This is a genomic window from Rhizobium sp. WYJ-E13 (genome assembly GCF_018987265.1).
GTDB lineage: Bacteria > Pseudomonadota > Alphaproteobacteria > Rhizobiales > Rhizobiaceae > Rhizobium.
On record NZ_CP076853.1, the window covers coordinates 2,191,006 to 2,208,360 of the forward strand.

General features: G+C 62.1%; 14 protein-coding genes and 1 pseudogene. 9 read left to right on the forward strand and 6 right to left on the reverse strand.

Annotated features, from left to right (window positions below; all coding sequences use genetic code 11):
* The first annotated feature begins 7 nt into the window (after positions 1-7).
* From KQ933_RS33425 to KQ933_RS11125, 4 genes are all read left to right on the forward strand, one after another.
* The gene (locus KQ933_RS33425; protein ID WP_253958224.1) at positions 8-2,542 is read left to right on the forward strand and encodes a CHC2 zinc finger domain-containing protein; all 2,535 of its coding nucleotides are present in this window, start codon (positions 8-10) and stop codon (positions 2,540-2,542) included.
* Between the two features lie 528 nt (positions 2,543-3,070).
* Entirely contained in the window at positions 3,071-3,862 is a 792-nt protein-coding gene (locus tag KQ933_RS11115; RefSeq protein ID WP_216754939.1) for a glycoside hydrolase family 108 protein, read from the forward strand.
* A gap of 263 nt (positions 3,863-4,125) precedes the next feature.
* Positions 4,126-4,467 (forward strand): hypothetical protein, encoded by a 342-nt coding sequence (locus KQ933_RS11120; RefSeq protein ID WP_216754940.1) that lies wholly within the window; start codon positions 4,126-4,128, stop codon positions 4,465-4,467.
* Positions 4,468-4,644: 177 nt separating this feature from the next.
* Positions 4,645-4,986 carry a hypothetical protein gene (locus tag KQ933_RS11125; RefSeq protein WP_216754941.1) on the forward strand — a complete coding sequence of 114 codons (342 nt, stop codon included), beginning with the start codon at positions 4,645-4,647 and terminating at the stop codon, positions 4,984-4,986.
* Positions 4,987-5,115: 129 nt separating this feature from the next.
* Here KQ933_RS11125 and KQ933_RS11130 read toward each other — a convergent pair whose 3' ends face one another.
* Positions 5,116-6,054: a hypothetical protein gene (locus KQ933_RS11130; protein ID WP_216754942.1), complete on the reverse strand. Its 939-nt coding sequence runs from the start codon at positions 6,052-6,054 to the stop codon at positions 5,116-5,118.
* Here KQ933_RS11130 and KQ933_RS11135 point away from each other — a divergent pair.
* On the forward strand, positions 6,040-6,450 hold the full coding sequence (locus KQ933_RS11135; protein WP_216754943.1) for a hypothetical protein: 411 nt from the start codon (positions 6,040-6,042) through the stop codon (positions 6,448-6,450). The two genes, KQ933_RS11130 and KQ933_RS11135, sit on opposite strands and share 15 nt — an antisense overlap.
* A 219-nt stretch (positions 6,451-6,669) precedes the next feature.
* Here the strand turns inward: KQ933_RS11135 and KQ933_RS33430 are convergent, their stop codons facing one another.
* The gene (locus tag KQ933_RS33430; RefSeq protein ID WP_253958225.1) at positions 6,670-7,017 is read right to left on the reverse strand and encodes a hypothetical protein; all 348 of its coding nucleotides are present in this window, start codon (positions 7,015-7,017) and stop codon (positions 6,670-6,672) included.
* A 187-nt stretch (positions 7,018-7,204) separates the two neighbouring features.
* Complete coding sequence (locus KQ933_RS11145) at positions 7,205-7,498, reverse strand: hypothetical protein (protein WP_216754944.1); 294 nt, start codon at positions 7,496-7,498, stop codon at positions 7,205-7,207.
* Positions 7,499-7,692: 194 nt separating this feature from the next.
* Between KQ933_RS11145 and dusA the strand changes: the two genes are divergently transcribed.
* Positions 7,693-8,730 carry a tRNA dihydrouridine(20/20a) synthase DusA gene (gene dusA / locus KQ933_RS11150; protein WP_216754945.1) on the forward strand — a complete coding sequence of 346 codons (1,038 nt, stop codon included), beginning with the start codon at positions 7,693-7,695 and terminating at the stop codon, positions 8,728-8,730.
* Positions 8,731-8,760: 30 nt separating this feature from the next.
* Positions 8,761-8,946: pseudogene (locus KQ933_RS11155) on the forward strand (DUF992 domain-containing protein); the annotation flags it as partial.
* 97 nt (positions 8,947-9,043) lie between these two features.
* Here KQ933_RS11155 and KQ933_RS11160 read toward each other — a convergent pair.
* The 3 genes from KQ933_RS11160 to KQ933_RS11170 form a co-directional block, all read right to left on the reverse strand.
* Entirely contained in the window at positions 9,044-10,405 is a 1,362-nt protein-coding gene (locus KQ933_RS11160) for an efflux transporter outer membrane subunit (RefSeq protein ID WP_253958226.1), read from the reverse strand.
* A gap of 287 nt (positions 10,406-10,692) precedes the next feature.
* On the reverse strand, positions 10,693-11,985 hold the full coding sequence (locus tag KQ933_RS11165) for an ATP-binding protein (protein ID WP_216754946.1): 1,293 nt from the start codon (positions 11,983-11,985) through the stop codon (positions 10,693-10,695).
* Between the two features lie 2 nt (positions 11,986-11,987).
* Entirely contained in the window at positions 11,988-12,674 is a 687-nt protein-coding gene (locus KQ933_RS11170; protein WP_216754947.1) for a response regulator, read from the reverse strand.
* A 232-nt stretch (positions 12,675-12,906) separates the two neighbouring features.
* Between KQ933_RS11170 and KQ933_RS11175 the strand changes: the two genes are divergently transcribed.
* The gene (locus KQ933_RS11175; RefSeq protein WP_216754948.1) at positions 12,907-13,980 is read left to right on the forward strand and encodes an efflux RND transporter periplasmic adaptor subunit; all 1,074 of its coding nucleotides are present in this window, start codon (positions 12,907-12,909) and stop codon (positions 13,978-13,980) included.
* Positions 13,980-17,135: an efflux RND transporter permease subunit gene (locus KQ933_RS11180; RefSeq protein ID WP_216754949.1), complete on the forward strand. Its 3,156-nt coding sequence runs from the start codon at positions 13,980-13,982 to the stop codon at positions 17,133-17,135. Before KQ933_RS11175 ends, KQ933_RS11180 begins: the two co-directional genes overlap by 1 nt.
* Positions 17,136-17,355: the final 220 nt, after the last annotated feature.

The window sequence follows — 17,355 nt, forward strand, 5'->3', positions numbered from 1 at the left end:
CCGCAACATGCCCTCAGATGTCGAACGGCTTCGCCGCGATGTGTCGCTGTCTCAGACAGCGGCGCACTATGGCTGCAGGCTGCAGGGAAACGGACATGAATATCAGGCCTGCTGCCCCTTCCACGCCGAGGAGACGCCGTCCTTCACCATCTTCGCAGGCCAGGACGGCATCGAGCGCTTCCACTGCTTCGGCTGCGGCGCGAGCGGCGATATCCTGGATTTCGTGCAGCAGATCAAGGGCGTCGATCTCACCGAGGCGATCCGTATTCTCGATGGCGCCAGCCATATCCGGCCGAACATAGGCCCGCGCGTGCGGCAGGTGCGCGACGCCTATGAAGGCATCACCCCTCTGGCACCGCCTTCAGAGCCGATCAAGCCCGGCGTCCGCATCCGCCTCTATAATCCCAAGCGCAAGGGCGACCGCTCCGAATGGGGCTCCTTTGCGCCGTCAATGGTCTTTCCCTATCGTGAGGCCAGTGGCGCTCTGACAGGCTATGTTCTGCGCCATGATCTCGCTGACGGGGGCAAGGAAACGCCGATGGTCATGTTTGCCCGTCTGCCCGACGGTCGCGAGACCTGGTGCCGCTATCCCTTTCCCAGGCCGCGCCCGCTGTATGGCCTCGAAAGTCTCGGCAAGACGAAGCAGGTGATCATCGTCGAGGGCGAGAAATGCCGCGACAGGCTGGCGCAGAAATCCGGCCGCACCGTGTTGTCCTGGGCCGGTGGCACGCAAGGCGTCAAGCACACCGACTGGTCGCCGCTATCAGGCCGTGACGTGGTGATCTGGCCGGATTTCGATGCGCCGGGCCTTTCGACAGCGGACGAGATCGCCGCCATCCTCTCCGGCCTCGGCGCGCGCGTCCGCCTCGCGGGCTTTGCCGATGCGACGGCCGCCTCTGATCTCAGGCATTTCACCCACGCCGACTGGCAGGCGGGCCAGCGTCCCGGCAAGGGTTGGGACAGCGCCGATGCCGTCGACGCCGGCTGGACCCGCCTCGAGCTCGATGCCTTCATGCGCGCCACCATCCGCCGCTACACGCCCGCCCCGGCAGAACCCCCGCCACCAGTAGAGAAGCCACCGGCAGAAAAGCCGGGCGAGCCCGGGCCGAAGGCGCCGCCGCCGGGCGCCGATGGCATAGACCGCATGCCGGAATGGTTTCCGAGCCAGCCCTTCGGCTCCGAAGTCTGGCTGGCGCGCATCTTCAACGAGCATCTGGAGCAAGCCTGCGGCGGGCGGATCGTCCGCGCCGATGGCAGGTTCTGGGCCTATGGCCCCTTTGCCTGGCGCGCCATCCCCGAGCAGAAGATCCGCCTTGCCATGCATGCCTTCGATGCCATCGGCATCGGCCCGAAGGAAAAGCCGCTGAAGCTCGGCAGGCACATGATCGACGGCATCATCAACGAGTTCGGCACGCGCACTGCCGATGCCGGTTTCTTCGGCAATCCAGCCATCGGCGTCAATGCGCAGAACTGCACCATCACCCTTGACGACGCCGGCAAGGTGATCTGCCGCGAGCACGCCCCGGATGACCGCTTCCGCTTCACCATATCGGCTGATTATAACATGCACACCGAGAGCCACCCGCCTGAGGGCTCGCTTCTGCATCGGCTGCTGCATGGCGCTTTCCTCGGCGATCCCGATGCGGCCGACAAGATCCACCTCGTTGCCGAGATGCTGGGGGCGGCCGCCTTCGGCCTTGCCACCCGCATCCGCCAGCCGAAGGCTTTCATCCTGCTCGGCGAGACCGCCAGCAACGGCAAATCCACCATCGCCTCGCTTTTTCGCGCACTCCTGCCCGAAGGCTCGGTATCCTCCATCTCGCCCGCCTTCTTCAATGACGAGAAGCGCATCATCAATCTCGCCGGCAAGGCGGCAAACGTCGCCGACGAACTGAGTGCTGCGGCCATATCAGGCGAGGAGTTCAAGGCCGCCGTGACCGGCAACCCCATCGAAGGCCGCAGCCTCTACAAGGATGTCCAAAGCTTCGTCCCGCGCGCCCTGCACTGCTTCACCACCAATACCCTGCCCCGCTTCAACGGCGGCATCGACCGCGGCCTGCGCCGCCGCCTGGTCGTCGTCCAGTTCAACCGCACCATTCCCGACAACGAGGTCATCCCCGACATTGCCGAGCGCATCGCCGAAGAAGAGCTGGAACTGCTGCTCGGCCTTGCCGTAGCCGGCGCCCAGCGGCTGAAGCGCAATGGCAGCTACACCATCCCCGAAAGCTCGAAGGAGGCGCTGAATTCCTGGCTGCTGCTTGATCCGCTGAACGAATGGTTCGACATCCGCGTCGAGCCTGCATCGACCGAACCCTCCGGAGGCTGGCTGCGCACCGCAAGGCTGTTTGAAGATTTCCGCAAATGGGCGATCGACCAGGGTTACCGCGAAAGCTTCCTGCCGCCCGTCAACACCTTTTCCCAGCGCTTGAAATCCATGCCCGAGGTGCGCCTGGTGCGGTTGGCCAACGGCATGGTGGCGCAAGGGGTGACGCTGAAGGAAAACACATTCGCTGCCGCGGCGGGTTACGCCGACGTGTTCTGAGCGTCTGCTATTGCCGAGCGAGACCTCGCGCTTTTCCGCCACTATCGCAAAGCAATTGGCGACACCGAAGCCCTCCCTACAGCGCCGCGCGTCTTTTCAGACGCGCAAAGGACGCTGTAGCACTTTGGATTGCTGCATAATTTCATCCCTAAATCGATTCCGATTTAGGGAATTATGCAGTAGCCCAATATGATTAGGCGCGATCGAGGAACGATCCCGCAAGATCTCGGTTGTCTCATCGGCCCTCGAAGGCCGGGCCGCCGCCGCCCCACTCCGCCTTCCTGTAGCGGAGGCGGCGGCCCCACCGTCCCCCCAAAGCCTCACCGCACAGTCCTGGATCTTGCGCCTGATAGCCACCGGATCTCGGCGAGGCCCCACCCAAACCCAACCCTCACCTCTGCAAGCGTCACCGCGCCATTGCCCGAAGTAAAGGCCTGATTGCCGGCACGCCGTTTGCCACCGTTATGCGACGGCCGCAACTGTTGCCGTCGGAAGGTTGTCGCGATCCGACCGAAAAAGGAATATGACATGACCGCGGCCAATTTCCCCGAATGCCTTTCCATCACGCTCGCATCCGAAGGCGGCCTCTCCACCGAGCGCACCGACCCTGGCAACTGGACCGGCGGCAAGATCGGCAAGGGCACGCTGAAAGGCACCAAATACGGCATCTCGGCTGCCGCTTTCCCCGACATCGACATCCGAAACCTGACGCTCGACGACGTCAAACCCATCTACAAGACGAAATACTGGGACCAGATCGGCGGCGACACTCTGCCCTCCGGCTTCGACCTCGCCACCTTCGACTACGCCGTCAACTCCGGCCCCGCCCGCGCGCTGCGCGACGCCCAGGCCGTGATCGGCGCCCCCGCGGACGGCAAATTCGGGCCAGTCACCCGCGCCAAAGCAGCCACCGCCGGCACCAGGGAAATCAAAGCACTCTGCGCCCGGAGGCTAAGCTTCATGCAAAGCCTGGCGATCTGGAAGACCTACGGCAAGGGCTGGTCGGCCCGCGTGGCGAAGATCGAGGCCAAGGCGGTGGCGATGTTCCTGCGCGGCCAGCCGGGGGTGGATGCGAAGGCGGCGCTAGCGGATGAGGCGGAGAAGGCGGAGAAGACTGCGGGGACACTGCGGAGGGCTGGTGCGGCGATTGCGGTTTCGGCCTCGGGTAGTGCGGGGACCGGTGCCGCCCTGCCGGCTGAGCCGAATTTACTCGCTCTTGGTGCGCTGATGCTGGCCGGGCTGGTCGTGGCGTGTGTGCTGGTCATGAGGGCCGCAAGAGAAAAGGAACGCGCAGAGGCATACCGGGCCGCCGGGCGGTAACGACCGAAGCTGGTCCTCCTCGAATGGCAGCGTCACCGGCTCATCAGCCCATACATCCTGTTTATCCGCACTTGGACTGCATCCGCGATAAGAGCCTCCCGCCTGCTGCCACACGCCTGTCATCAGGCGATGCAATTTTCAACCAAATCTAGAAGAAATAAAATAAATTAAAGAACATAATTCCCGCCAAGCGAGAATCGAAATAAAGAGGTCTCGCAAATCACAGCACAAGACTCTGGCAGCAGCACAATTGAGGAATAATCATGCGCGCTTATCTTGCATTGACATTGATCGCCACCGGGTTGCTCACCGGCTGTGTTCCGACCGAGAAACAATATGATGCAGCTGTCAGGGTGGTGCGAGGCAGCGAGAGTCAGAGAAACGGGCTTTTGGACGAGTGCATCAGGCAGGTCGGCTTTTCCGACAAGAAGGCCCGCCATAACGCCGCTGTCGCGCTGAATGTGGCAGACAAGGACGCTCCGAAGGCTTTCTGCAGCCGATACACAAATGCGATCGTTTCCGGCGACATAACCTATCAGGATACGCTCGACATGAAAAATCACCGCTACACCCCAAAGCTGATCAAGATCTTCCGGGGCGGTTGAGGTGGACGACGCTCGCCTAGAGCCTTTCCTGGTCAGATATAAGCATTCTGTTGGCTCAAACGGAGTCGAATGGTCGACCGGCCGGCGCGCGTCGTAGCCCAGATCTACGGCCAAGCCGGCCGCTCGATGAGGCGACCCGTTTCAGCCAACGCGCTATACTATAATTGAGGAATAATCATGCGCGCATACCTTGCAATGACACTGATTACTACAGGAATTCTCGCCGGCTGCGCTCCGACCGAACAGCAATATGATACAACGGTTACAATGCTGCAGGGCAGCCCGCGGGCACGAACCGAAGTTCTGAACATGTGCATCAAGCGCATGAGTGCGACCGACGCCGCCTGGCACCGCAACGCCGCCATCGTCATGAACGTATCGGAGAAGGACGCCCCGCGCGTTGCCTGCAGCCGGTATCTGAAGGCCCTCGTCTCCGGTCGCGCCACCTATCAGGACACGCTCGACCTCAGCAATCGTCGCTATACTCCGAAGCTCGTCAAGATCTTCCAAGGGCGTTAAGTCGCCTGACCGGTCATCCGTCGCAACTGCCGTTCACGCTCGCTGGCCTAACCGGCCCCGCGAGCGTGATTTGGCGTATCGGCCCGCAAGTTCCGCCGATATCGGTGAAACGGCTCCCAGCGGCAGTGCTCAACCGGCCCATGACATGGCAGTCCTCGCCCAGATGCCGCGCTGCGCCTCCGGGACGTGATCTATGGCGTTGAGCCTCATCGTTATGGAGCAAGCCTCTCCATCGCTGAGTTCGGCAAGTCTCGTCAGCTTATTCAACTCGTCCACGGTCACGCCCAGGCGCTGCGTGATCATTTGCGCGATGTCCTGCGCGGTGAAGGTAACGGTCGCAGGCTGACGCGCCTTCCCATCCTCATAGGCCAGGCGCTTGGCCTCCAGATATTGCCAGTAGCTCTCTTTCACCTGCGGAATGGCCTGCGCGCCCTGCGACACCCGCATGGCCACCAAATCCTTGCAGCCCTGCGGATAGTAACGGGCAACAGCCTCATTGAGCTCGCCCATCTTCTTCAAGACATCGATCGCAATTGCATCGCTTGCTCGCGACAGTGCAGGACTGCCGTATTTCGCCACCATCTCGGCCGCCTGTACACGCGGATCGATCTTTCCTCCCGAGGCTTCGGCCTTGGCAAACAGCTGCCGCGTTTCATCTTCGTGATCCATGAAAACCGCGTGAACGAAAGGATTGATGCCGGCGAGAACCTGCATCTCCTTTTCGAAGGAGCCAACCTTCGTTTCCTGCGCAGCCGAGTCCGGTGCGGGCTTCGCATCTGCGGCAGGCTTTTGCTTCTCCGGGGACGGACCGAGCGAGAGCAACGCCCTGCCCCAATCGCCCTGCAGCTCTTTCGGCAAAGCGCGTACGTTATAGAGTTTCTTTGCGATTGAGCACATGTCCTGGTCGCTCACCCCGGCAGGAGCTTCCATCACCTTGTCTATCTCGCTCCCGGTCATTCCCAGGTACCGCGTCATGATCCGGTACACCTCCTTGCCGGACATCAGGGCAACCGGAGCGCGGAATTTCCCATCCTCATAAGCATAGGTTTTCGCTTGCAGATCATCCATCCGACCGTTTCTGACTTCCACAACGGAATACCAGTCAGGCATATTGCCGGTGAAGAAATACTCGCAGCCTTCGGGATATTTGGCGGCCACGATATCGGCAAGCGCGGCCGTCTTGTCCATGACCGCAATCACGGCACTGTCGCCTGCGCGCGCGAGGGCCGGAGTGCCATACCTGTCGATGACCGCCGCAAGGGTTTTCTTCTGTTCAGCCCATTTCTGACGGCTCGTCTCCGCGTAGACTTTCAGTACGATATCCCTGTGATCCCGATAAATGGCCTGCAGATAAGGATTTATCCGCCCGGTCAACCGGATCACCATATCCACGGGATCTTCCTCGGCATCCTGAGCGAATGCGCCCGATGCGAGGAACACGACAGCAATCAACAGCGACAATAATCTCTTCATGAAACCCCACCCTAAATAGTTGCAATTCTTTTACGTCTGAAATTCCGGACCGTCCATGGCCCACTCGGAAAATGGTAAAAATATCCGGGGGATGCGCGCGATGCCTCGGCGGCGGCGCCTTGCACATCCCGCAGCGTCAGCCACCCATAGATGATATCGAACGGCAGATTCCAGCCGCCCGTTCGGGCACCCACAAGGACGGCCCACCACTCAGCTATCCAGCTTCAGCGCCAGCTGCTGCCCGCCGAACACCTTCAGCACATGTTTGTTGATCGGCCGCATCGCCTCGATGCGGCGCTGTTCTTCCCGCCTGCGCGCTTCGTGGCGCTCGCGGTCTGCGCGCAGCTGCGCGGCGAAGGCCATGGCCTTGTCTGCTGCTCCTGAATAACTCGGGCTTGCTGCCATCGAACTCTCCATCAGAACATAGATGAGAACGTTTATTTGTTCCCATTTTGTTCTCATTTCCAGAGAAGTCAAGAGCATCGTTTCAGGGCAATAACAAGGGTGGCTTTCCGGCGCAGGACAAGCAGCACCGGCAGAAAGGAGGGAAAGCGCCAAGTCTTTGACGCATAAAACTATTCTCTCATCTGGATCCAGACCATAGCGAAAGACATGAGACCGCAAAGGATGGCGATCAGAAGCAGGCTGTCCATCAAAATCCTCCTGTTTGTGGCAGAAACGCGGCAGAAGGATTTTGGTTCAGTCGCACCCTGTTTCAGGCGATCTTGGCACCTCTGTTCTCCATCTACGCCGGCCTGATCACAGTCATGATGACGATATTGCCGGCCTCGTCCCGGGCGCTGTCTGTCGTCGCTATAACTTTGCCGGCAAACTCTTCCTCGGCCTCGGCGAATGCCTCCCGCACCAGCCGGAGCGTTTCCAGATAGGCGCGGTTGTCTCGCCTGGGCATTGCAAGCAATGCCTTGATCGCTGCGCTATCGTCGGCCATGACGCTGATTGCACTCCCTTGCTCGATCCTGACATCGAGAATATCAGGATCGTCCTGCGTTGCCTTCCTGTAAAACGGCACGGGGGTCAAGTGCGCGAGGCAGCCTCCAGGCCGATGACGGTGCCCTCAAACACCCCATCTCGCTTTATCGCCATGCCTCATGTATAAGCCCTCGTCCCATCGCTACTCCTCCGGCGTTTGGCCAACGAGGGCTTGCAGGATCGGGCCTCTGCCACGACATGAGGCCAAGGGACCCACAACCGCACGAAAGAAGACTTGAGATCATGACCAGGGCGAAGACGGCTGCAGCAGAGACGAACCAGCGCTATTTCAAGGCGCCGGTCTTTGCCGTTGCGCCGATGATCGACTGGACGGACCGCCACTGCCGCACGTTCCACCGCCAGATCAGCCGCAACGCCCTGCTCTTTACGGAAATGGTCGTCGCCGACGCGATCATCCATGGCCCGCGCGATCGCCTGCTCTCCTTCGATGCCGCGGAACACCCTGTCGCCCTGCAGCTCGGCGGTTCCGATCCGGCCAAGCTTGCCGAGGCCGTGCGCATTGCCGAGCCCTATGGCTACGACGAGATCAATCTCAATGTCGGCTGCCCGTCGGATCGCGTCCAATCCGGCACGTTCGGCGCCTGCCTCATGCAGACGCCCGAGACGGTTGCAGAATGCATCGCCGCCATGAAGAAGGTCGCTGATGTCCCGGTCACGGTCAAATGCCGCATCGGCGTCGACGAGCAGGATCCGGAAGTGGCGCTGCCGACCCTGATGACCAGGGTGATCGATGCCGGCGCCGACGCGATCTGGATCCATGCCCGCAAGGCCTGGCTGAAGGGCCTGTCGCCAAAGGAAAACCGCGAAATCCCGCCGCTCGATTACGAGATCGTCTACCGCATGAAGGCCCGCTTCCCCGATATCTTCATCGGCATCAATGGCGGCATCCAGACGCTGGATGAGGCGGAAGCGCATCTTGCCCATGTCGATGGCGTCATGCTCGGCCGCGCCGCCTATCAGAATGCCGGCATCCTCGCCGACGTCGATCACCGCTTCTATGGCGCCCCCGCCACGGAGCCGGATTGGAACGAGTTGCGCGACCGCATGATGGCCTATGCCGAGAGCCACATCGCCAATGGCGGCCGCCTGCAGCATATCGCCCGTCATATGGTCGGCCTCTTCACCGGCCTGCCCGGCGCCCGCCGCTATCGCCAGATCCTGTCGACCGATGCCGCAAAGCCGAATGCCGGCCCGGAAGTGATCGCCGCAGCCTTCGCCGCGGTCGATTTCGCAGGCACGGCGGAAGCCGTCAGCGCCTGAGGCCACGCCTGCCGTTTCCTTTGGCGATGGGGCGCTCTTGCCGGCACCTAAGTCGGCGCTTCGGCGGGTGCTTCCGTCGGTGTCGGCCTCGGGGCAAATGCCCTGGTGGGCGGAAATTCGAAGAATTTCGCATTGCAGCCGCTCAGCGGTGAAGCCGGAACCGGGGTGAACGTCGCCGCCAGCGTCTCTCGCCTCGAGCTGAGACCGGCGTGCTAGGTCGACAACGCCGCCTTTTGAGGCGGCGCTTTCCACCATTGCGCCAAGTCGATAGCCGGCCACGATTTCCGCTTCTGCCTGTGGCGCTGGAGATCAGCTACCTGGTTCGAACTCGTGCTTGCGTTCTGGCCCCTGCGAAATCGGAGTGTCCTTCTTGCGCCACGTAGCCGGCACCCACGGCGACGTACAAATCTGCATAGTCCTTGGCGACCTGCTGCACGGTGGCTGCAAGGCTTTCCTCAGCGTCGGAAACCGAGCGCTGCGCATCCAGGACATCGAGCAGCGACGAAGCGCCATCCTTGTAGCTGGTGGTCGATAGCGCGAGCGCTTCCTGTGCCGTCTGCACCTGTCTGCGCCACGGTTCCAGCGTCTGCGTGTCACGGCGAACGGCCGAGATCGCGTTTTCAACTTCTTCGACGCCGTTCAGCACCGCTGCCTTCCACGCCAGATATTGGGTCCTGGCATCGGATTTCTCGACCTCGACATTGGCCCGCAATTTTCCGCCATCGAAGATCGGCAGGCTGAGCGTTGGCCCGAAAGACCAGCTCGTCAGGCCGCCGCCACCGGCGCCGGACGATTTGACCCAGCTCGGAGAAATCGAGCCGGAAAGCGAGATCGACGGATAGAGCTGGGCTTCGGCTGCGCCGATATCGGCCACGGCCGCCGCCAGCTCGCGTTCTGCCTTGCGAATATCGGGACGATTGCGGATAAGATCGGCCGGAATGCCGGCGCGAATGTCGCCGTGGAAAACCGGCTGGCCCGCGCTCTTGCGCAGCTCGTCCGTCAGCGAGGCCGCCGGCATTCCGAGCAAGGTTGCAATTTGATGGGCCGACTCGGTGAAGCTCTGTTCGAGGCCGGGAATGTCGGCCTTCGTCGACTGTACCAAGCCCTCGGCCTGAACGACGTCGAGGCGGGAGGCCGCACCTGCCTTGAGCTGCAGCAGCGTGAGTTCGTAGGTCTGCTGGCGGGATTTCAAGTTCGCCTGAGAAAGCGCGATGCGCTCCTGGTAGTAGCGGGCGTCGATATAGCTGTCGACCAGGTCCTTCAGAAAAGTGAGTTTTGCATCGTCGGCCGTCGCATAGGCTGCCCCAAGCGAGGCAATCGCGCTCTCTTTCGAGCGACGGTACTGGCCGAAGAAGTCGAGCAGCCAGGAAAGGCTGGCATCGCCCCCCGTTGTGTTCGTGGCGCCAACCGTGGTGCGGAGCCGTCCCTTCTCGCCGGATACTGTATGAGATGCGTCGACAGTCAGGCTCGGCAGGCTCCCTGCACCGGCAATCGTTACGTTGGCGGAAGCCGAGTTGATGCTTTCGAGCGCCTGCAGCACATCAAGGTTCTCGCTGAGGCCGTAAACGACCCACCCGTCGAGCTTCGTGTCGCGATAGGCGGTCCACCACTGCTCCGTCACGACATTGCCGTTGCTCTTGTTACTCCCCTCTTCGAATTTCGCTGGAAGCGGCATCTGCGGGGGAGCGTGATCCGGGCCGCTGACGCAGCCCGCCAGCACAAGCGCGAGAGCAATTCCAGGAAAAGTGCGAAGCGGTTTTCCGTCCGGAATTGCGTAAAAACAAAAACTTGGAGCGGTTATGCGCTTCCGTGAAAAGCTGAACCGCTCTAGTCCCGATGTGGCGGAACTGAGGGATGATAGTCTTGTGCAAAGCGACCTACTCACTGGCGAGCCTTCCGAACCTGGATCGAGGGTTCAGGCTTAGCGAGGCCAGGGTTAATGGCGGTTAAGAAACTGTAAAGTTAGGTAAAATCCCGACCGAAAGATCTGGGCTGTCTGGGAAGCTCCAGGGTGATCGCCAGGCCACCCGCCTCCGGCAATGACGCATGCACGCGCCCGCCATGGCGTTCGATGGCCTGCCTGGTGATGGCGAGACCCAGACCGTATCCGCCTCTCGGCACGGCATCCTTCCCGCGTGAAAACGGCTGGAAGATCCGTTCGAGTTCGTCTCGCCTGACGCCCGGCCCCTGATCCGTAACGCAGATCTTGAGGCGGTCGGCCGTCGCCTCGCAGGACACAGAGATGAACGAATGATCGGCGGTATACTTGACCGCGTTGCGGACGACGTTTTCGAGCGCCCTGTAGATGAGCTCGCCCTCGACCTCGGCGCGGAAGACGCCGTCGACCCCCGTGGTGATCGAGACCTCACGCGCCTGGGCTTCGAAGGCCGCGTCGCCGAGGATTTCGTTCAGGAGTTCGATGACATCGAGGGTCTGCGTCTTCAGCGGCAGGCCGGATCCCACCGTCAGCCTGGCAAGCGTCAGAACCTCTCCCACCAACGTATCGAGCCGTTCGACCTCCCTGTCCATACGATCCAGCATGGCGCCGAGCCTGGCCGGGCTCTGCCGGAGGACGCCGACTGCGGCCTGCAGGCGGGACAAGGGCGAACGCAGCTCATGGGAAACGTCATGGAACAGTCTCTGCTGCGCATCCTGAAGCTCTTGCAGCCGTGCGGCGGTGGAATCGAAATCATGCGCCAGCGCGGTGACCTCGTCCCTTCGTCCCGCCATCTGGTCTCCGATGCGGAAGTCGAAACGGCCGTGGGCAAGCGCACTCAGGCCGTCGCGAAGGTGGACGACCGGACGAATGAGGTATCTGGCGAGTGCTGCCGCGGCGACGGTGCTCGAAACGAAGATCGCAAGCCAAGGCACCAGCAGAGCCAGGTTATCCATGATGTTGAGAAGGAAGCTGGCTTCCGGCGCCACGGAGATCCGGTAGCAAGTTGCGTCCTTGAGGACGGTTCTCATCTCCGCCGTGCCTTCGCCTGTGCACGCACTCGGGTCCGCCATCTTCGAAAGCGTCAGCCCAAGCGGCGTCGTCACCTCACTTGTGCGGATGAAGCGCTGGGCGGCCTCCTCCCCGTCCCTTGCGAGCACGTTCGCCGTCAGCGCCAGGATGATCGCCCGCTCCTGGTACTCCCGATCGCGGCCGGGAGGCGGAATCTGAAAGAGGTTGACGATAAGAATGACGGCCCCGACGCCCACCACAAAGGTCAGCCAGATGATCGCGAAGAACTTCCAGAAAAGCCGGGGCATGGTCAGTCCACGAGAAGTTGATAGCCCTGGCCGCGAACGGACTGGATCCAGGATTGCCCGTCCTCCCTCAATCCGAGCTTCTGGCGAACGCTACTGATATGGACGTCGATCCGGCGATCGAACGGCGTGAGCGGCTTGCCGAAGGCCCGCTTCGAAATATCCTGCTTCGACACCAGCTGGCCGGCGCTGCGGGCGAGAACTTCCAACAGGCTGAACTCGGTGCCGGTCAGCTCCAAAGTCGCACCGCGCCATTCGGCGCTTCTGCTGCCGGAATGGATCACGAGCTGCCCTGCCCTTACGGTGTCGGCCGACACCTCTGTTGCCCGCTGACCCGCGCGTCGCAGAATGGCGCGCAGCCTCGCCGCAAGCTCGCCCGGCGAGCAGGGCTTCGGCACATAGTCGTCGGCGCCGAGATTGAGACCGGATATCCGATCGACATCATCACCTCTTGCCGTCAGCATCAGGACGGGGACCTGGCTCAGCTTCCTGACCCTCTGCAGGACTTCGATCCCGTTCATGCGGGGCATCATGATGTCGAGCACGATGATGTCGACCGTATTGCCGGCAGCGGCAGCAATGGCGGCGCGGCCGTCCGTGTCCGTTACGACGTCATATCCTTCCTCGACCAGATATTCCTGCAGAAGCGTCGTCAGCTCGGCATCGTCATCGATGAGGAGAACCTTGTTCATTCGCGTTTCCATTATCAATTTCGACAAGCCATACAGCACGAATACCGTCGTGCGGCCAGGTTTTACCCAACTTAACACGAACTTGACCGCACTTAACGTTCGCCCCGTTACTTATCCTGCCATGACATCGACGCGCGCCAAGACCCGCTTGCCATGCATGAACGGCAATCCTTCGTCGAATTGGCGCCGATCGGGAAAAGGCGCCGATACCTTGACGACAAGGAATGCATCGTTGAGAAGAACCTCCAGACTATTGGCCTCCGCCTTCGTTGCGATGGCGCTGTTCTCTCCCCTCCGCAACGCCATGGCGCAACAGGCCGCGGCAACCGCCCTCACCGTCTCTTTGACGGCGCCGGCTCAGCGGGACTGGCCTGAGACCGTTCCCGCGAGCGGGTGGCTGAAACCATGGCAGGAAGCGGTCATCGCCTCCGAGACGAGCGGGCTGCGCATCACCGATGTTCTGGTCGATGTCGGTTCCGTGGTCACCAAGGGCCAGACGCTCGTCCGGCTTTCCCAAGAGAGCGTGCTCGCCGATCTTCGCAAGCAGGAGGCCGCCGTCGCGACCGCCAAGGCGAGCCTCTCGAAGGCCAAGGCCAATGCCGACCGGGCGCGGCAGCTCCAGCCTTCAGGGGCGCTCTCCGATGAGAAGATCGTCGAGTATCTCGCCGACGAGCAGACGGCGACGGCAAGTCTTGCATCCGAAGAGGCCGCGCTCGACAGCGAAAAGATCAAGCTTGCGCAGACGACCATTACGGCCGTCGACGACGGCCTCATCACGTCGCGTTCCGCCGATCTCGGCGCCGTCGTCTCCGCCGGCACGGAACTGTTCCGCATGGTTCGCCAGCAGCGGATCGAATGGCAGGCCGAGGTTTCCGCCCGCTACCTCCCACGCATTTCGGAGGGCCTGAGCGTCCAGGTCAACGGGCCTGAAGGTCACGCCATCGAGGGCAAGGTGAGGCTGGTCGGGCCGTCGGTCAGCACCGATACCAGCCGGGCAATCGTCTATGTCACGCTGCCGGCCGACACCCGTCCACGCACGGGCCTTTACGTCACGGGCAACATCGAGCTGCAGACCTCCCCGGCGCTGACCGTCCCCGAGACCGCAATCGTGTTCCGGGACGGGATCAGTTACGTCTTCACCGCAGGGGAGGATCAACGGGTGCAAAGGATCCGGGTGGAAACCGGCCGCCGCAACAATGGCGAGGTGGAAATCGTCTCCGGCATAGACCGCGCGTCGAAGGTGGTGACCTCGGGAGGCGCATTCCTCTCGGACAATGACCTCGTGAAGATCGCGGAGAAAAACTGATGAACTTCTCGGCATGGTCGATCCGCAACCCCGTCCCGGCAATATTGCTGTTCGTGATGCTGACGGTTGGGGGACTCTTGGCCTTCAAGACCCTGGCGGTCCAGAACTTCCCCGATATGGACCTTCCCACGATCAGCGTCAGCGCGACGCTCGACGGCGCGGCGCCGGCACAGCTCGAAACCGAGGTCGCCCGCACCATCGAAGACAGTTTGGCTTCGCTCAACTATCTCGACCACATCACCACGACCATCACCGACGGCACCGTCTCGATCAAGGTTTCCTTCAAGCTGGAGAAAGACAGCGAAGCGGCGCTCAACGAAGTCCGCAACGCCGTCGACAGCGTCAAGGGCGATCTTCCGGCGCAGATGGAGACACCAAGCGTCACCAAGGTCACGGTTCAAAGCTCCGCGCTGGTCACCTATGCCGTCCGCTCGACTGCTCTCAACGAAACGGAGCTTTCCTGGTTTGTCGACAATGACCTGACCAAGGCGCTGCTCTCGGTGTCCGGCGTCGGAGAAGTCAACCGCATCGGCGGGATCGACCGCGAGGTTCACGTCGATCTCGATCCCGCGACAATGGCGTCGCTCGGGGTCACCGCCGCGACTGTATCGTCGCAGCTGAAGGCGGTGCAGGCGGATACGTCGGGCGGCCTCGGCGAAATCGGCGGCACCCGTCAAACGCTGCGCACGCTCGGCGCTCTGCCATCGGTCGAGGCATTGAAAGGACTGAGAATTCCCCTGGCCAACGGCCAGCAGGTTCGCCTCGACGAAGTCGCATCCGTCACCGACAGTTTCGCGGAGCGGTCCTCAATGGCCTATCTCGACGGCAAACCGGTGATCGCGGTCGAGATCAAGCGCTCGAATGGCTTTTCAGACAGCGGCGTCTCGACCGACATCGACAAGGCGATCAAACAGTTCGCCGCCAAACATTCCAATGTCCAGATCGATGAAGCCTACAGCACGATCGGGCCGATCATCGATAACTACGATGGTTCGATGCACATGCTGTACGAGGGGGCGATCCTGGCGATTATCGTCGTCTGGCTCTTCCTTCGTGACTGGCGCGCGACGATCCTCTCGGCCGTGGCGCTGCCCCTATCCGTGATCCCGACCTTCCTGGTCATGTACCTTTGCGGCTTCAGCCTGAATACCATCACACTGCTGGCACTGTCGCTCGTCGTCGGCATCCTCGTCGACGACGCCATCGTCGAGATCGAAAACATCGCTCGTCACCTGCAGATGGGCAAGCGGCCGATCGATGCCGCACTCGAAGCCGCCAACGAGATCGGGCTCGCGGTCATCGCAACCACCTTCACGCTGGTTGCGGTCTTCCTGCCGACGGCCTTTATGAGCGGTATTCCAGGACTTTTGTTCCGCCAGTTCGGGGTCACCGCCGCCGTCGCCGTCCTTGCCTCGCTCGTCGTCGCGCGCCTGCTGACGCCGATGATGGCCGCCTATTTCATGAAGGCTGTCCCTCCGACGGAGGAAAAGGACGGCCGCATCATGCGCATCTATCTGGCAGTCGTGAAGGCGGCCATGAATCGCCGGAAGACCACGGTGGCCGTAACTGCTGTCGTCGTCGCACTTTCGCTGTCCACGATCCCGCTGCTGAAGTCCGGCTTCCTGCCCGCTTCCGACGACGCGCGAACCCAGATCACGCTCACCATGCAGCCGGGCGCCACCATCGAGCAGACGGACACCGCGACCCGAAAAGCCGCCAATATCGTCGGCAAGCTGCAGGACGTCACCCGTGTCTTCTCCTCGGTCGGCTCCACATCTTCGGGCGGCGGCCCCGACGCCAGCACCACGAGCAGCGTCAATTCCGCCACGATCGTCGCTGTGCTGACGCCGATCGGCGAGCGTGACCGCAAGCAGTCGGAAATCGAAAACGACATCCGGCAGGCTCTTTCGGTTCTATCCGGCGTGCGTGTCGCAGTCGGCGACGGCGCCAACGGCACCAAGCTGGAGATTACCCTTGCCAGCGACGATGCCAACGCCCTCGACAGCGCAAGTACTGCGCTCGAGGAGCAGCTCCGCACGCTGAACGGCATCGGAGCGGTGACGTCCACCGCAGCAAGGCAGGCACCCGAGATCCAGATCACGCCCGATTTTGCGCGCGCAGCCGCATTGGGGGTAACGTCAAGCGCTATCGCCGAGGCCGCGCGCGTGGCCACGAACGGTGAATATTCCGCCAACCTGCCGAAGCTCAACCTGCCGCAGCGCCAGGTTCCGATCGTCGTCCGCTTCAGCCCGGAATCGCGCACCAGCCTGGACGATATCAAGAACATGCGAGTGGCGGGCACGAACGGCAATGTCGATCTCGGATCGATTGCCGATATTGGGATTGGCGGCAGCCCCTCCGAAATCGACCGCATTGACCGGATGCGCAATGTCACCGTGTCGGTCGAACTCAACGGCCGTATCCTCGGCGACGTCAACCGCGAGGCACAGGCGCTGCCGGCGCTCCAGCATCTGCCGTCCGGCGTCACGCTGGTCGAACAGGGCGAGCTTCAGCGCAGCTCGGAACTGTTCCAGAGCTTCGCCCTGGCCATGGCGATCGGCGTGTTCTGCATCTATGCGGTCCTCGTCCTGCTCTTCCACGACTTTCTGCAGCCGCTCACCTTGCTGATGGCCCTGCCGCTCTCGCTCGGCGGCGCGCTCGTGCCGCTGGTGCTGACCGGGACCAGTTTCTCGATGGCAGCCGTCATCGGGCTGCTCATGCTGATGGGCGTGGTGACGAAGAACTCCATCCTGCTCATCGAATACGCGATCATGTCGCGCCGGCAGGGCATGCCCCGCTTCGATGCCCTCGTGGATGCCTGCCACAAGCGCGCCCGGCCGATCGTCATGACTACCATCGCCATGGCATGCGGCATGCTTCCGGTCGCTCTCAGCCTGACCGGCGGCGATTCGAGCTTCCGCCAGCCGATGGCGATCGTGGTGATCGGCGGCGTCATGATGTCGACGCTGCTCAGCCTCATCGTCATCCCCGTCATCTTTACATTTGTCGACGATCTGGAAGGGGCGCTGATACGGTTCCTGCGCCGGGTCGGGCTGCGCCAGGAAAGCGCCGATGACGAGGTGCGGTCTGTATCCAACGATCGCGAGGCCATCGCTTTCAAACCCGACCAGAAACATATGCACGGCCGCAGATGACGGCCAACCTCTTCGGTCGCGTTCTCCCCAGGACGAGGCCGCGGGACGTATACCCCCGCAGGCAGCGTCTTGCCGCCTGCGCGTCCTGCGTTCCGACAGGCGCAATCCGATAAAGCTGAGATCGACGGGCTGTTCCTGCAGCAGTCGACGCGGGAAGGCATCCGACTTGTCGGGGAACGTCGCATCACTCGGCCCGGCGATGTAGGTCTTGCCGGCGGCG

Coding starts and splice junctions, on each gene's coding strand:
- KQ933_RS33425 (WP_253958224.1), top strand. CDS start 8: ATGCCCTCAGATGTCGAACGGCTTCGCCGCGATGTGTCGCTGTCTCAG.
- KQ933_RS11115 (WP_216754939.1), top strand. CDS start 3,071: ATGACCGCGGCCAATTTCCCCGAATGCCTTTCCATCACGCTCGCATCC.
- KQ933_RS11120 (WP_216754940.1), top strand. CDS start 4,126: ATGCGCGCTTATCTTGCATTGACATTGATCGCCACCGGGTTGCTCACC.
- KQ933_RS11125 (WP_216754941.1), top strand. CDS start 4,645: ATGCGCGCATACCTTGCAATGACACTGATTACTACAGGAATTCTCGCC.
- KQ933_RS11130 (WP_216754942.1), bottom strand. CDS start 6,054: ATGGATGATCTGCAAGCGAAAACCTATGCTTATGAGGATGGGAAATTC.
- dusA (WP_216754945.1), top strand. CDS start 7,693: ATGACCAGGGCGAAGACGGCTGCAGCAGAGACGAACCAGCGCTATTTC.
- KQ933_RS11160 (WP_253958226.1), bottom strand. CDS start 10,405: ATGCCGCTTCCAGCGAAATTCGAAGAGGGGAGTAACAAGAGCAACGGC.
- KQ933_RS11165 (WP_216754946.1), bottom strand. CDS start 11,985: ATGCCCCGGCTTTTCTGGAAGTTCTTCGCGATCATCTGGCTGACCTTT.
- KQ933_RS11170 (WP_216754947.1), bottom strand. CDS start 12,674: ATGAACAAGGTTCTCCTCATCGATGACGATGCCGAGCTGACGACGCTT.
- KQ933_RS11180 (WP_216754949.1), top strand. CDS start 13,980: ATGAACTTCTCGGCATGGTCGATCCGCAACCCCGTCCCGGCAATATTG.